The organism is Brevibacterium sp. GP-SGM9, assembly GCF_047300845.1.
GTDB lineage: Bacteria > Actinomycetota > Actinomycetes > Actinomycetales > Brevibacteriaceae > Brevibacterium.
The window spans coordinates 3,762,457-3,776,353 of sequence record NZ_CP178563.1 but is presented as its reverse complement, the minus strand read 5'-3'; the positions used below and the strand labels follow the sequence as shown (position 1 = coordinate 3,776,353).

At 67.5% G+C, this 13,897-nt stretch carries 12 protein-coding genes and 2 tRNA genes; 8 read left to right on the top strand and 6 right to left on the bottom strand.

The window, feature by feature from the left end:
• Nucleotides 1-182: 182 nt before the first annotated feature.
• Both leuD and leuC read right to left on the bottom strand, forming a co-directional pair.
• A complete protein-coding gene (gene leuD, locus ACH82I_RS16890) occupies nucleotides 183-782 on the bottom strand; it encodes a 3-isopropylmalate dehydratase small subunit (RefSeq protein WP_413334288.1) in 600 nt (199 codons plus the stop codon).
• A gap of 10 nt (nucleotides 783-792) precedes the next feature.
• A complete protein-coding gene (gene leuC, locus ACH82I_RS16885) occupies nucleotides 793-2,277 on the bottom strand; it encodes a 3-isopropylmalate dehydratase large subunit (protein WP_413334286.1) in 1,485 nt (494 codons plus the stop codon).
• 196 nt (nucleotides 2,278-2,473) lie between these two features.
• Between leuC and ACH82I_RS16880 the strand changes: the two genes are divergently transcribed.
• From ACH82I_RS16880 to ACH82I_RS16855, 6 genes are all read left to right on the top strand, one after another.
• The gene (locus tag ACH82I_RS16880) at nucleotides 2,474-3,190 is read left to right on the top strand and encodes an IclR family transcriptional regulator (RefSeq protein WP_230745027.1); all 717 of its coding nucleotides are present in this window, start codon (nucleotides 2,474-2,476) and stop codon (nucleotides 3,188-3,190) included.
• Between the two features lie 28 nt (nucleotides 3,191-3,218).
• A complete protein-coding gene (locus ACH82I_RS16875) occupies nucleotides 3,219-3,977 on the top strand; it encodes a DeoR/GlpR family DNA-binding transcription regulator (RefSeq protein ID WP_413334284.1) in 759 nt (252 codons plus the stop codon).
• Between the two features lie 165 nt (nucleotides 3,978-4,142).
• Complete coding sequence (locus ACH82I_RS16870; protein WP_413334282.1) at nucleotides 4,143-5,234, top strand: ABC transporter substrate-binding protein; 1,092 nt, start codon at nucleotides 4,143-4,145, stop codon at nucleotides 5,232-5,234.
• A gap of 1 nt (nucleotide 5,235) precedes the next feature.
• The gene (locus ACH82I_RS16865) at nucleotides 5,236-6,816 is read left to right on the top strand and encodes a sugar ABC transporter ATP-binding protein (protein WP_413334280.1); all 1,581 of its coding nucleotides are present in this window, start codon (nucleotides 5,236-5,238) and stop codon (nucleotides 6,814-6,816) included.
• Nucleotides 6,813-7,781: an ABC transporter permease gene (locus tag ACH82I_RS16860; protein WP_413334278.1), complete on the top strand. Its 969-nt coding sequence runs from the start codon at nucleotides 6,813-6,815 to the stop codon at nucleotides 7,779-7,781. Before ACH82I_RS16865 ends, ACH82I_RS16860 begins: the two co-directional genes overlap by 4 nt.
• Nucleotides 7,778-8,899: an ABC transporter permease gene (locus ACH82I_RS16855; RefSeq protein ID WP_413334276.1), complete on the top strand. Its 1,122-nt coding sequence runs from the start codon at nucleotides 7,778-7,780 to the stop codon at nucleotides 8,897-8,899. The genes ACH82I_RS16860 and ACH82I_RS16855 overlap by 4 nt, the downstream gene beginning before the upstream one ends.
• Here ACH82I_RS16855 and galK read toward each other — a convergent pair.
• Nucleotides 8,887-10,134: a galactokinase gene (gene galK, locus ACH82I_RS16850; RefSeq protein ID WP_413334274.1), complete on the bottom strand. Its 1,248-nt coding sequence runs from the start codon at nucleotides 10,132-10,134 to the stop codon at nucleotides 8,887-8,889. The two genes, ACH82I_RS16855 and galK, sit on opposite strands and share 13 nt — an antisense overlap.
• Nucleotides 10,131-11,390: a galactose-1-phosphate uridylyltransferase gene (gene galT / locus ACH82I_RS16845; protein ID WP_413334272.1), complete on the bottom strand. Its 1,260-nt coding sequence runs from the start codon at nucleotides 11,388-11,390 to the stop codon at nucleotides 10,131-10,133. The genes galK and galT overlap by 4 nt, the downstream gene beginning before the upstream one ends.
• 118 nt (nucleotides 11,391-11,508) lie before the next feature.
• On the opposite strand from galT, the gene ACH82I_RS16840 reads away from it, so the two are divergent.
• Nucleotides 11,509-12,543: an aldose 1-epimerase family protein gene (locus ACH82I_RS16840; protein ID WP_413334270.1), complete on the top strand. Its 1,035-nt coding sequence runs from the start codon at nucleotides 11,509-11,511 to the stop codon at nucleotides 12,541-12,543.
• A 115-nt stretch (nucleotides 12,544-12,658) separates the two neighbouring features.
• Nucleotides 12,659-13,408, top strand: coding sequence for a DUF4282 domain-containing protein (locus ACH82I_RS16835; protein WP_413334268.1), 750 nt, complete (start codon nucleotides 12,659-12,661; stop codon nucleotides 13,406-13,408).
• Nucleotides 13,409-13,647: 239 nt separating this feature from the next.
• On the opposite strand, the gene ACH82I_RS16830 is transcribed toward ACH82I_RS16835, so the two are convergent.
• Together ACH82I_RS16830 and ACH82I_RS16825 are read right to left on the bottom strand one after the other, a co-directional pair.
• A tRNA-Glu gene (locus ACH82I_RS16830) sits at nucleotides 13,648-13,720 on the bottom strand.
• 37 nt (nucleotides 13,721-13,757) lie between these two features.
• Nucleotides 13,758-13,829, bottom strand: a tRNA-Gln gene (locus ACH82I_RS16825).
• Nucleotides 13,830-13,897 lie beyond the last annotated feature (68 nt).

Below are 13,897 nucleotides of genomic sequence, written 5' to 3'. Positions count from 1 at the left end.
CCAGCCCGATTCGGTGCTGCCGACCAGCTTGTCACCGCTCGGTCGACCGGTGAGTCGGCGGCGGTGAGGACGGTGCCCGAGACCTGCTCGGGCACCGTCCTAGACTAACGCAGACGCACCTCGGCGCTGGAATTCCGACACCACCCAGGCCGCGGGAATCGCAGACCTCGCCGGCCAGGCGCTCAGACCTTTGCGGGCAGGGTCTTCGGCTTGAATGCGAACCGGCTGGACTCGTAGGCGACGATGTCGTCCTCCTTGGCCAGGGTCAGCGAGATGTCATCGTGGCCTTCGAGCAGACGCCATCGGGTGTAGTCGTCGATCTGGAAGGTCACGGTGATCGAGTCGCAGGTCACGGTCTTCTCATTGAGGTCGACCGAGATCGGGGTGCCCGGATGGTTCTCGAGAATCTTCCAGATCAGCTCGATGTCGTCCTGCTCGAGCTGAGCGGCCAGCAGACCCTCCTTGCCGGAGTTGCCGCGGAAGATGTCGCCGAAGCGCGAGGACAGCACGACCCGGAAGCCGTAGTCCTTGAGCGCCCAGACGGCGTGTTCGCGCGAGGATCCGGTGCCGAAGTCGGGCCCGGCCACGAGCACGGAGCCGGCCGAGAAATCGGGGTCGTTGAGCACGAAGTCGTCATTGGTCCGCCACCGGTAGAACAGGGCGTCTTCGAATCCGGTCCGGGTGACCCGCTTGAGGAACTTCGCGGGGATGATCTGGTCGGTGTCGATATTGGATCGGCGCAGGGGCACGCCGATGCCGGTGTGGGTGCTGAACGCTTCCATCGTGGGCTCCTTAGGCGCTCGCCGAGGTGGGTGTCAAGGTCAGGCTGAGCCGATCGTCGGCCCAGTCGACGGGTTCGGCGTCGCGGGGCAGATCCTTGACGTCGCCCGGTGAGGACAGGGTTCCGCGCACCGCGGTGGCCGCGGCGACCAGCGGGGACACGAGGTGGGTGCGTCCGCCCTTGCCCTGACGGCCCTCGAAGTTGCGGTTCGAGGTCGAGGCGCAGCGTTCGCCCTCGGCCAGCTGGTCGGGGTTCATGCCCAGGCACATCGAACAGCCGGCGAAGCGCCATTCCCCGCCGAAGTCCTTGAAGATCCGGTCGAGTCCTTCGGATTCGGCCTGCAGGCGGACCTTCGCGGAACCGGGGACGACCATGAAGCGGACGTTCTCGGCCTTCTTACGTCCGCGCACGATCTCGGCGGCGGCCCGCAGGTCCTCGATGCGCGAGTTCGTGCAGGAGCCGAGGAACACGGTGTCGACCTCGATCTCGCGCAGCGGAGTGCCCGGGGTCAGACCCATATAGGCCAGGGCGTTGGCCGCGGCGGCCTTGTCGTTCTCGTCGGTGAAGTCATCGGGGCTGGGCACCGAGGCCGAGAGCGGCAGGCCCTGGCCGGGGTTGGTTCCCCAGGTGACGAAGGGCTCGATGTCTTCGGCCCCCAGCACCACCTCGCGGTCGAATTCCGCGCCCTCATCGGTGTAGAGGGTCTTCCAGTACTCGACGGCGGCGTCCCAGTCCTCGCCCTCCGGGGCGTGGGGGCGGCCTTTGACGTACTCGAAGGTGGTCTCGTCGGGGGCGACCATTCCGGCGCGGGCACCGGCCTCGATGGACATGTTGCAGATGGTCATCCGCGCTTCCATCGACAGCTTCCGGATCGCCTCGCCGCGGTATTCGAGGACGTAGCCCTGTCCCCCGCCGGTGCCGATCTTCGCGATGATCGCGAGGATGATGTCCTTCGCGCTCGAGCCTTCGGGCAGCTCGCCGTCGACGGTGATCGACATGGTCTTGAAGGCCTTGAGGCTCAGCGTCTGAGTGGCCAGCACGTGTTCGACCTCGGAAGTGCCGATGCCCAGGGCCAGTGCCCCGAAGGCCCCGTGGGTCGAGGTGTGCGAGTCGCCGCAGACGACCGTGGTGCCCGGCTGGGTCAGCCCGAGCTGGGGACCGACGACGTGGACGATCCCCTGATCGGCATCGCCGAGGCTGTGCAGGCGGATCCCGAACTCTTGCGCGTTCTTGCGCAGGGTATCGATCTGCGTGCGCGAGGTGGGTTCGGCGATCGGCTTGTCGATGTCCCAGGTCGGGGTGTTGTGGTCCTCAGTGGCGATCGTGAGGTCGGGGCGGCGCACGGGGCGCCCGGCAAGTCGGAGTCCATCGAAGGCCTGCGGGCTCGTGACCTCGTGAACGAGGTGGAGGTCGATGTAGATGAGGTCGGGGGCACCGTCCTCGCCGCGCGCGACGACGTGATCGGCCCAGACCTTCTCGGCCAAGGTGCGTGGCATGATTCCTCCTGCCGGTACAGGGATTGCCTGTACGCGCTTGCTGCTGACGCCCGATGTGCGGTGCGTCGCGTGACTTTCGGTGTGTCCACCGCCTGGCTTCCGGACGGCGGCGAAGCGGTGTGTAGAAGAGAATCTACTCGTCCGTATCGCATTTCGAACTTGCATCTCGCCCACTGAGACGCGCACAATGGTGTCTATGACAAGCAATGGTAGCGGCGTCGGAGTCATCGACAAGGCCGCAATGGTTCTCTCCGCCCTTGAGGCCGGACCCGCTTCACTGGCCGAACTGGTCTCACTGACCGGACTGGCCAGGCCCACCGCTCACCGCCTGGCCGTGGCGCTCGAATTCCACCGCATCGTCGGCCGGGATCTGCAGGGCCGCTTCGTGCTCGGCCCGCGCCTGGCCGAGCTGTCCTCGGCCGCCGGCGAGGATCGCCTGCTGGCCGCGGCCGGACCGGTGCTCGGGGCGCTGCGCGATCAGACCGGGGAGTCGGCCCAGCTGTTCCGCCGCCAGGGCGATCTGCGCCTGTGCGTGGCCGCCGCCGAACGTCCCGTGGGCCTGCGCGACTCGGTGCCGATCGGGGCGACCCTGTCGATGCGCGCAGGATCGGCCGCCCAGGTGCTCCTGGCCTGGGAGGAGCCCGACCGCCTGCACACCGGCCTGCGCGGGGCCCGGTTCTCCGCGACCATGCTCTCGGGAGTCCGCCGCCGAGGCTGGGCCCAGTCGATCGCCGAACGTGAGCGCGGCGTCGCCTCGGTCTCGGCACCCGTGCGGGGACCGAGCAATCGCGTCGTCGCCGCCGTCTCGATCTCCGGGCCCGTGGACCGCCTCACCCGGCAGCCGGGTCGCCTACACGCGAAGTCCGTCATCGATGCCGCCCGGACCCTGACCGAGGCGCTCATCCGCGGCTGAGCCTCGCCACCGTGAGTAAGATGACTCCATGATCGCCGCCCAGAGACGCAACGTCATCATCGAGACGATCGAGCGAGACGGCGCCGTCTCCATCTCCGCACTGTCGGAGAAGCTCACCACCTCGGCGGTGACGATCCGCCGCGACCTCGACCAACTCGCCGAGGAAGGCCGCCTGACCCGCACCCACGGCGGCGCGGTGGCCTTCTCCAGTTCCCGCGAATCGACCTATGCGGAGAAGCTCGAGCAGGCCTTGGCCGAGAAGACCGCGATCGCCCGCGCCGCGGCCAAGCACGTGCGCAACGGCGACGTCGTGGCCTTGGGCCCCGGCACCACCACCGAACTGCTTGCCAAGGAGCTCAGCTCTCACTCGGGCCTGCGTGTGGTCACGAACTCCCTCCTCGTCGCCGAGGCGCTGGTCGCCTCCCCTGACAACGAAGTCATCGTCGTCGGCGGGATCCTCCGTCATTCGATCCGCGCCTTCGTCGGCGGGGGCACGGTCTCCCAGCTGCTCGAGCTGCGCGCCGACACGGTCTTCCTCTCCGGCAACGGTCTGGCCGCGGACTTCGGCCTCTCGACCCCGGCCTTCCCCGTGGCCGACACGGATCGGGCGATGGCCCGCGGGGCCGGACGGGTCACCGCGCTCGTCGATCACACGAAAGTCGGCCTGCGCTCCTCGGTGCTCACCGTCCCCACCGAGGCGATCAACCACCTCATCACGGACGCCAAGAGCGAGACCGGGGAGCTCGACGCCCTGCGCACCGCCGGCGTCGAGGTCGAAGTCGTCTGACACGACTCGATTCGCCTCGACCCGCCTGACTCGACTCGCCTAGGGCGGGGCGTGAATCATCTCGATTCGACACCATCCGGGTGTCGCTTCTTGATTGTTTTGTTGTGATTCTGATAACTTTTGATCCATCACGGCGATGGGGCCGTGTCGGACAGAAGAGGGATCATGACATCCACAGTTTCGCGTACGTTCCTCCAGACCACCGCCGTCCGCGTCTGCGCGGCCGCAGCCGCGGGAGCACTGCTGCTCTCTGGCTGCACCAACGAAGGCACGAGCAAGGAGTCCTCCGGCAGCGGCGGTGAGGCAGCGCAGGCCGCCGACAGTGCGGGCTCCTCGGGACCGACCTGCACGATGGAGGACTACGGGGCCGAGAAGGTCGAGATCGACGGAGCGAAGGTCGGCTTCTCCCAATCCGAACCGGACTCTGCGAGCTTCCGCGCCGCGGAGACCCAGTCGCTCAAGGACGCCGCAGCCGATGCCGGAGCCGATCTCGTCGTCACCAACGCCAACAACGAACTGCCCAAGCAGATCAGCGACATCGAGAATCTGCTCAGTCAGGACATCGACATCCTCGTCATCGCCCCGGTCAACTCCGACGGCCTCGACTCGGCCCTGAGCGCGGCCAAGGAGAAGAAGGTCCCCGTCGTGACCATCGACAGGAAGGTCACGAACGACTCCTGCGACGACTACCTCACCTTCATCGGCTCGGACTTCGTCAAACAGGGCGAACGCGCCGCGGACGCCCTGGCGAATGCCACGGACTCGAAGGCGAAGGTCGCAGTGCTGCTGGGCCCCTCGGGCAACAACGTCACCGACGGTCGGCAGAAGGGGTTCAAGGACAAGGTCAAGGCCGACTACCCCGATATCGAGATCGTCGCCGAGCAGACCGCCAACGCCTCTCGCTCCGAAGGCCAGGAGGTCACCGCTCAGCTGCTCCAGTCGAACCCCGACATCGACGCCGTCTACGCCTTCAACGACGAGGAGGGCCTCGGCGCCATGGCCGCGATCCAAGAGGCCGGGAAGGAACCGGGCAGCGACGTCAAGATCGTGTCCATCGACGGCACCAAGAACGCCGTCGAGGCCATCGTGGCCGGCAACTACAATGCCGTCATCGAATCCAATCCGCGCTTCGGCCCGCTCGTCTTCGACACCCTGAGCAAGTTCTACGGCGGTGAGGAGATCCCCGAGGACATCATCATCAAGGACGGCGAGTACACCCCCGACAATGCCGAAGAGCAGGTCGGTCAGGCGTTCTGAGGTGACTGCCACCGCCCCGGCACTGGCCGCCCGAGGACTGCACAAATCGTTCTCGGGCGTGCCCGTGCTCCGCGACGTCGACTTCGTGCTCCGGCCCGGAACCATCCACACGATCGTCGGTGAGAACGGTGCCGGGAAGTCGACGCTGATCAAGGCCCTGACCGGGGTCTACCAAGCCGAGTCGGGAACCATCGAACTCGCCGGCGAGCGCGTCTCGTTCGACCACCCCTCCCAGGCCCAGGACGCCGGAATCTCCACGGTCTACCAGGAGGTCAATCTCGTCCCCCTGCTCTCGGTGGCCCGCAACATCTTCCTCGGTCGCGAGCCCCGGACGCGGTTCGGTCTCATCGACCTGGGGACCCTGAATTCCCGGGCCGCCGAGGTGGTCGCCGAACTCGGCATCGACGTCGACGTGGCCACGGAGCTCGGTGCCCTCGGCATCGGCGTCCAGCAGATGATCGCCCTGGCCAGGGCCGTGACCACCGAGGCGACGGTGGTGATCATGGACGAGCCCACCTCCTCGCTCGAACGTCGCGAGGTCGACGTCCTCTTCGGCGTCGCCCGTCGGCTGCGCGATCAGGGTGCGGGCATCGTCTTCGTCTCCCACCGTCTCGACGAACTGTGGGAGCTCTGCGATGAGGTCACCATCCTCCGCGACGGTGCCGTCGTCCGCACCGGAGCCATGGCCGAGCTCGACCGGCGTTCGCTGATCTCGGCGATGCTCGGTCGCGACATCGCCGAACACGGTGCCACCTCCTTCAGCGAGGCGCCGGAGAGTGAGTCCACGACCGCCGAGGTGGTGCTCGAGGCCACGGGCCTGCGCGCTCCCGGACGTCTCCACGATGTCGGGATCACCGTCCATGCCGGGGAGATCCTCGGCCTTGCCGGGCTGCTCGGCTCGGGGCGCAGCGAAACCGTCAAGGCCGTCTACGGAGCCTTGGACACCTCGGCCGGGCAGATCACGGTCAGGGGCTCGCGGATCCGGCGGCAGTCGGTGCCCGCGGCCCTCGGGGCCGGTGTGGCGCTGCTGTCCGAGGACCGCAAATCCGAAGGCATCGTGCCCGAGCTCTCCGTGCGCGACAACATCGTCCTCGCCGTCCTCTCCCGCGTCTCCCGGGGCGGCGTGCTCTCCCGCCGCAGAGTCGACGCCCTCGTCGATCGCTACATCGACCGGCTGGGCATCAAGCTCTCCTCCCCCACCCAACTGGTCTCCGAACTCTCCGGGGGCAATCAGCAGAAGGTGCTCATCGCCCGCTGGCTGGCCACCGAACCCTCGGTGTTCCTCCTCGACGAACCCACCCGCGGCATCGACGTCGGGGCGAAGCAGGAGGTCCAGGCGCTCATCGACGAGCTCGCGGAGAAGGGCCTGGCCGTCGTCCTCATCTCCTCGGAGACCGAGGAGCTCGTCGCCGGTTCGGCACGGATCGTCGTCCTCCGCGACGGGGAGATCAGCGAGACCCTGACCGGCGACGAGGTCGAGAACTCCCGGCTGCTGGCCGCCCTCGTCGACGGCGGCGCTGCTTCGGACGCCCCTTCCGCGGAGGGCGCCCCCTCCCCCGACGACGCTGGAGACCGCGCATGAAGGCCACCGCCGCAACCGCCTCGGCGCCGCTGAAACGATCGACCTCGCTGAGGAAGTGGATCGCCGACTACGGCGTCTACGTCGCCCTGGCCCTGCTCGTCCTCGTCAACATCGTCATCACCCCGCACTTCCTCACTGTCACGAACCTGCGTCTTCAGCTCATCCAGACCGCCCCCGTGCTCATCGTCGCCCTGGGCATGGCCATGGTCATCGGCACCAAAGGCATCGATCTCTCCGTGGGCAGCGTGATGGCCCTGTCGGCGGCGATCATGCCGCTCTACATCGGGTACGGCACGCTGCCGGCGATCCTCGTCGGCATCGTCGCCGGGGCCTTGAGCGGGCTGATGATCGGTGTGCTCGTGTCCTCCTTCGGCCTCCAACCCATCGTCGCGACCCTGGCCGTGCTCATCGGCGGGCGCGGGCTGGCCAATGTCATCGGCGGGGAGATCAAGAACCTCTCGGATCCGGGTCTCGTCAGCCTCGGCACCGGATCCGTGCTCGGTGTGCCCTATTCGGTGCTCAGCGCGGTCCTCCTCGTCATCGTCGTCGCCTTCCTCATGCGCCGGACCACCTTCGGGGTGATGGTCGAGGCGATCGGCGGGAACCAGCGCGCGGCGGAGCTCGCCGGCATCCGCATCAGGTCGGTGCTTGTCACCGTCTATGTGCTCTCCGGTGTGCTCGCCGCCTATGCCGGAGTGCTCGTGGCCGCCCGCTCCCAGGCCAGCGACCCGCGGACGCTGGGCCTGCTCATGGAGCTCTCCGCGATCGCGGCCGTGGTCATCGGCGGCACCTCGCTCTCAGGTGGGCGGGTGCGCGTGCTCGGCACCGTCGGCGGTGCCCTGCTCATGCAGCTCATCGTGTCCACGCTCGTGTCCCACAACGTCGCCGATTCGATCTCACAGATGGTTCAGGCCGTGGTCATCGTCGTCGCGGTCGCGCTCCAGGTGGGCAGGAGGAAGTCATGACCGATCGCACCGAGGTCGAGGTCGTCGCCATCGCCGGCACCTCCCGTTCCCGCGTCGAGCAGCTGGCCAGGCTGACTCAGCGCAACGGGGCGCTGGTCATCCTGCTCGCCCTCATCGCGGTTTCGTCGATCGCCTACCCGTCGTTCGCCTCGGCGGGCAATCTGAGCCAGATCGCACTGCAGGCCGCGTTCCTCGCTCCGCTGGCGCTCGGGCTGACCTTCGTGATCTTCACCGGCGGGATCGACCTGTCCGTCGGGTCGGTCTTCGCCCTCGGCGGGGTGCTCGCGGCCTGGGCCTCGCAGTACGGGTTCCTCGCGGCGCTGCTCGTCCCGCTCATCGTGTGCACGCTCGTCGGCCTGATCCAGGGGGCGATCATCGCCGGCACCTCGATCCCGGCGTTCATCGTCACCCTCGCCGGGCTCCTCTTCGCCAGGGGGCTGCTGCTCGCCCTGACCCAGGAGGGGTCCGAGACCTACAAAGTCCCCGCCGAGGCGGCCTTCCTCCAGCTCTCCCGGCGCTCGTTCCTGGGGTTGGGTGTGCCCGTGTGGATCGTTCTCATCCTCTTCGCCGTCGGCGTCGTGGTCCTCCACCGCACCTCCTACGGGTCGACGCTGCTGGCGATCGGCGGGCAGCCCGATGCGGCGAGGCTGATGGGTCTGCCGGTGCTGCGCTCGACCCTCATCGTCTACTCCGTGTCCGGGACGATGGCCGGGCTGGCCGGGGCGCTGACCGCGTCCTACACGGCGTCAGGGGTGACGACCCTGGGCGTGGGCCTCGAGCTCACGGCCATCGCCTCGGTGGTGTTGGGAGGCACCCTGCTCACCGGTGGTGCCGGCACGGTCGTCGGTTCGCTCGTCGGCGTGGTGCTGCTGCAGGTGGTGGCGAACCTCATCAACAGGCTCGGGCTGACGAACTCGAATTGGCAGGCCGTGGTCAACGGTGCCGTGCTCCTCGTCGTCGCTGTCGCCCAGGTGCTGCTCTCACGGGTTCAGGCCAGGGAGCGCGAACGTCGGCGGGGCGGTGAGTCTGCCGAGGCCGATGGGGCTGGTAGGGCTGCTAAAGGTGATGGGGCCGGCGAGGTTGACGAGGTCGGCGGGGCCGGGGCTCAGTCCTCGTAGCGTCCCGCGCCGGCTGCGGCGGTGACGATGAAGATGTGCGGCTCGCGGTGGCCGGCTGCGGCGAAGGCGCGTGTCACCGCCGCGCTCACGATGTCGATCCGGTCCTCGGCGACCATTGCGATCGCCGACCCGCCGAATCCTCCACCGGTCATCCGCGCGCCGAGTGCACCTGCATCCATGGCGGTCGCGACCGCGAGGTCGAGCTCGGGGCAGGAGACTTCGTAGTCGTGGGCAAGTGATTCGTGCGAGGCCAGCAGGAGCTCGCCGATGCCGTCGAGGTCTCCGGCCTCGAGGGCTGCGACGGTCGCATGGACGCGGGCGTTCTCGGTGATCACGTGCCTGACGCGCTTGAGCTGTTCGGGCGTGAGGAGAGCCTGGTTGTCGGTCGGGATCGACTCGCGCAGGCTGGTTACGCCGAGGGCGTGGGCCGCGGCTTCGCAGCTGCGCCGTCGGTCGCCGTAGCCGCTCTCGCTGTGGGAGTGGGAGACCCGGGTGTCGATGACCATGAGGCGCAGGCCGTGCGCGGTGAGGTCGAAGGGGATCTGACTGTGGCTCAGGTCCTGGCAGTCGAGGAACAGGGCGTGGCCGGCGTGGGACATGATCGAGGCCGCCTGGTCGACGATGCCCGTAGGTGCCCCGACGAAGTCGTTCTCCGCGCGCTGGGTCAGCAGCGCCTTCTCCTTCTCGCCGAGTCCGAGTTCGAAGACCTCGTCGAGGGCGATGAGCACGGCGACCTCGAGGGCGTGGGAGGAGGAGAGTCCTGCGCCGACGGGGACAGTGGAGTCGATGAAGAGGTCGATTCCGCTGACGTTGGTGCCGGTCGTGCGCGCGATTTCGAAGACCACCCCAGCCGCGTGGCTGAGCCAGCCCTGCATCCGGCCGGGAACGAGCTCCTCGGCCGTGAGCTGACCCTCGAGGCGCCGGCCGTTCTCGTCGCGGTGATTCGAGACGATCCGGATGCTCGAGTCCTGCTCCGGCGGCGCTGCAGTGCCTGTGGCTGTGGTGGCGCTGTTGGAGACAGCTTCGCTGCCCCCGGCAGGACCTCGCCTGCCGATGGCGACGTGCACGGCCCTGTCAATGGCGATCGGGAGGACGAACCCGTTGTTGTAGTCCGTGTGCTCGCCGATGAGGTTGACGCGTCCCGGAGCCCGGAAGCAGCCGAGCGGTGTGTATCCGAAGAGCGCCGCGAAATCGGCGCTCAGTCCTGCCGCAGAGACGTCTCCCGCGCCGCTCATCGGCCGGCTCCCGTACGGTCGGGCACTGTTCCGGCTACCGGACTCACAGCCGGTTCTTCTCCCGGCTCCGAGTTCCAGTCGGCGGCTCCCGCCGAGCGCAGGCGACGGGCGGTCTCCTCAGCGGAGACATCGCTGACGAAAGCACCCATGGCCGATTCGGATCCGGCGAGGAACTTCAGCTTGTTCTCCGCCCGCCTGGGGCTGGTGATCTCGAGACGCAGCCACTGTGCGTCCGGATTCTCGCTGTTGACCGGCGCCTGGTGCCAAGCAGCGATATACGGCGTGGGGGTCGTGTACAGGGCGTCGATGCGCCGGAGGATCTCCGGATAGATGCGGGCGAGGTCATCGCGCTCGGCGGCATCGAGGTCGGCGAGATTGAGCACCTGACGATGAGGGACGAGATGGACTTCGATCGGCCAGCGGGCGGCGAAGGGCACGAAGGCCGAGAAGTGCTCAGATTCGATCACGATCCGCTCTCCGCTGCCGCGTTCGAAGGCGAGGATGTCACCCATCAGGGCCCGACCGGTCTCCTGCTGATACCGGTCCGCCCGAACACTGGCGCGCGCGGTGTGCGGGGTCGTATAGGGATAGGCGTAGATCTGGCCGTGGGGATGGTTCATCGTCACGCCGATCTCCTCTCCCCTGTTCTCGAAGACGAAGACCTCCGCAATGCCGGGCAGGGCCGAGAGCTCCGCGGTCCGATGCGCCCAGGCTTCGATGACGGTGCGCACGCGGGTGGTCTCGAGTCCGGCGAAGGACCCGTTGTGGTCGGAGCTGAAGACGACGACCTCACAGCGACCGGACCCCGGTGCCGAGAGTCCTGCCTCGACCGTGCGGGCGGGTGCGAAGGTCTCTGCCGCCTGGCTGAAGCCCGGTTCCGCGCTGAGGGCGGGGGCCGCCTCGGCGAGGACCTGCCCGGGATCGGGGATCACCTCGCCGAGCCCTGGGCCCAGTGATGGGAAGCGATTCTCGAACACGACGACATCGTAGTCGGCCGCGGGCACCTCGGTGGGGCGTCCCGGCTGTGAGGGGCACAGTGGGCATTCGGCGGCGGCGGGCAGATGCGTCCGCGACTGCCGGTGCGTGGCCACGGCCACCCATTCGCCGGTGAGCAGGTCGAAGCGGAGATGGCCGCTGTCCGGCCGTGGCTCCACGGGGCGCTGATCGATATCGATCGGTGCTCGCGGCTCCTCGGAGTCCTGAAAGAAGACGGCCTCCCGGCCGTCGGCGAGCCGCGTCCGACGATGCACGATCATCACCCTCCCAAAAGTGATCATTTTCGATCATAATGCTAACACCTTGCGGACGTTCCCTGCGGATTGAGCGTAGAATTCACACACCGAATCCTTTACCCACCGACCTTCCCGGAGCCGCATGACCGCCAGCATCGAACTCGCCCTCGACGAGGACACTGCGGTCATCTCCCCCATCGGTGCGAGCCTGCGCGGCTATACGGCTGCCGGTCGCCCTGTGGTCGTGCCCATGGGTGCTTTCGACGGGGCCGTTCTCGCGCCCTGGCCCAACCGCATCGCCGATGGCCGCTATCGCTTCGCCGGAGAGGACCGACGGCTGCCGATCACGGAACCGGAGCGCGGCACTGCCCTCCACGGCCTCGTCGCCGGGATCGAATGGGAGATCGCCGAACGCACGGCCACCTCGGCGAAGTTGGACACGGTGCTTGCGGAGTCAGAAGGATACCCGCATACCTTGGCTCTGTCGGTGCGGTACGAGCTCACCGCCGGCGGGCTTGCCATCCGTGCCGCGGCACGGAATCTGGGGACGGGCCCCGCTCCTTTCGGCTTCGGCTTCCATCCGTGGTTCCACCCGGGAGGCGACCGCGTCGACGATGCCGCGCTGCTCGTCCCCGCGGGGACCTGGTACGCGACTGATGAGCGGCTCATCCCCACGCAGCTCCGCCCCTTCGACGACGGTTCGCTCATTCCCGCCGATCATGTGCGCGACGATTCGGCCTGCATCGTCTGCAAGGACTTCCGGGCCCTGCGCGCGCTCGACGGCACGGTCCTCGATGACGCCTTCGGCTCGCCGAGTCGCAGCGCAGGCGATCGGGCCAGGCTCGGCGGCGATGAGCGATCGCGGGCCGAAGCCGATCGCGAGCCGACTAGGGACGAGGATCGCCCGGGGGCAGGCGACGAAGCTGGGGCCCTAGGCGGCTGGTGCTACGCGCGGCTGCGGGGAGCGGACGACCGTGAGATCGTCATCGGCATGGATGAGAGCTTCCGTGCCTGGCAGGCGTGCACCGGCGACGGTTTGGACCCCGACCATGCGCGGCGGGCGATCGCGATCGAGCCGATGACCTGCGCGCCGAACGCCTTCGGTGCCGGCGAAGGCTACGACGTCATCGCTCCGGGCGCCGAGTTCGCCGTGGAGTGGAGCATCGCCCTGGTGTGACGTCTTCACGTGCGACGGCGCCGAGTGTGACGGTACCGAGACGCTTTCCCACGCCAATGACAGCCCACCCTGATATGTTGCGAAGACAGCCAGTCAACTCGTGAGAGGGAAGAGGATGTCGACACCGCAGCACCCGAACGACGCAGAGAACAACCAGAACCCGAACGACGGTCAAACGGTCGCCAATCCTCAGGGCGGTCACGATGGCCAGACCGCTCATGGTGCACAGAGCAGTCATGATGCCCAGAGCAGTGGCGAAGCCCAGGCCGGCCATGATGGCCAGGCCCAGCCGGGATACTCCGGATCGCAGAACCAGCAGGGCGGCACCTACCAGCAGAACGCCGGCTACTCGCAGCCGGACCACGCATATCAGCAGACCGGTGGGATGTACCCGCAGCGGGCTGACCCGTATCAGCCGGGCGCCTACCAGCAGGCCGACGCGTACCAGCAGCAGAGCGCCTACCAACAGCAGGGCGTGGCCTATCCGCAGACCGGTGGCTACCCACAGCGCTCCGGCTCCGGAGAGAAGGGCTTCTTCAAGTCACTCTTCGACATCCGCTTCGACAACTTCATCTCCGTGAAGTGGTCCGGATTCATCTACATCATCGCGATCGTCGTCGCCGCACTGTCCTACCTGGGAACCATCATCGGCGCGATCGTCACGAGCACCGCAGCTTCGAGCGTCGCGAGCTACTATTCCAGCGGCCCGAGCTTCAGCATCCTGCCGATCATCCTTGCGATCATCTTCGGCTGGATCATTCCTGCGCTGTGGGTGATCTTCGTGCGACTCTGCCTCGAGCTCATCGTCGCGAACATCAAGACCGCGGAGAACACGAAGAAGATCGCCGACTCGGTCGGTCGCTGAGAGCACGACGGCTGCCTGCGCGCGGGGCCATACTCGCCAGCAGCTGGTCACAGAACCGAGGAGAACGGCGTTCCGGCCTCGGTTCTGTGACCGATTCGTTCGGGTAGTCGGGAGCTCTGGACTCTGCATGGACGGGGTGCGACCCCGTAGGGGTTCAGGCGGCAGGACGCTCGCCGTGACAACTTCCCTGTGAATTAGAGCGAGCCCCGCACCGATTGATTCGATGCCGGGCTCTGCCGTACCCCCGAGCAGATTCGAACTGCCGTTACCGCCTTGAGAGGGCGGCGTCCTAGGCCACTAGACGACGGGGGCGTAAGACTCATCAGGATTTCATTCCCGATGCTGTCCGCTGGGGTACCAGGACTTGAACCTAGACTAAATGTACCAGAAACACTCGTGCTGCCAATTACACCATACCCCAATGTTTTTCAAGGCTTTCCCGGAGGGATTTCCCTGAGCAACGAGATATAACTCTACACAAGCCGACCG

Bases quoted from the DNA above. Each gene is read 5' to 3' on its own strand.
- ACH82I_RS16835 (WP_413334268.1), top strand. From the start codon at position 12,659: ATGTCGACACCGCAGCACCCGAACGACGCAGAGAACAACCAGAACCCG.
- ACH82I_RS16870 (WP_413334282.1), top strand. From the start codon at position 4,143: ATGACATCCACAGTTTCGCGTACGTTCCTCCAGACCACCGCCGTCCGC.
- ACH82I_RS16880 (WP_230745027.1), top strand. From the start codon at position 2,474: ATGACAAGCAATGGTAGCGGCGTCGGAGTCATCGACAAGGCCGCAATG.
- ACH82I_RS16875 (WP_413334284.1), top strand. From the start codon at position 3,219: ATGATCGCCGCCCAGAGACGCAACGTCATCATCGAGACGATCGAGCGA.
- ACH82I_RS16855 (WP_413334276.1), top strand. From the start codon at position 7,778: ATGACCGATCGCACCGAGGTCGAGGTCGTCGCCATCGCCGGCACCTCC.
- galK (WP_413334274.1), bottom strand. From the start codon at position 10,134: ATGAGCGGCGCGGGAGACGTCTCTGCGGCAGGACTGAGCGCCGATTTC.
- galT (WP_413334272.1), bottom strand. From the start codon at position 11,390: ATGATCGTGCATCGTCGGACGCGGCTCGCCGACGGCCGGGAGGCCGTC.
- leuD (WP_413334288.1), bottom strand. From the start codon at position 782: ATGGAAGCGTTCAGCACCCACACCGGCATCGGCGTGCCCCTGCGCCGA.
- leuC (WP_413334286.1), bottom strand. From the start codon at position 2,277: ATGCCACGCACCTTGGCCGAGAAGGTCTGGGCCGATCACGTCGTCGCG.
- ACH82I_RS16860 (WP_413334278.1), top strand. From the start codon at position 6,813: ATGAAGGCCACCGCCGCAACCGCCTCGGCGCCGCTGAAACGATCGACC.
- ACH82I_RS16840 (WP_413334270.1), top strand. From the start codon at position 11,509: ATGACCGCCAGCATCGAACTCGCCCTCGACGAGGACACTGCGGTCATC.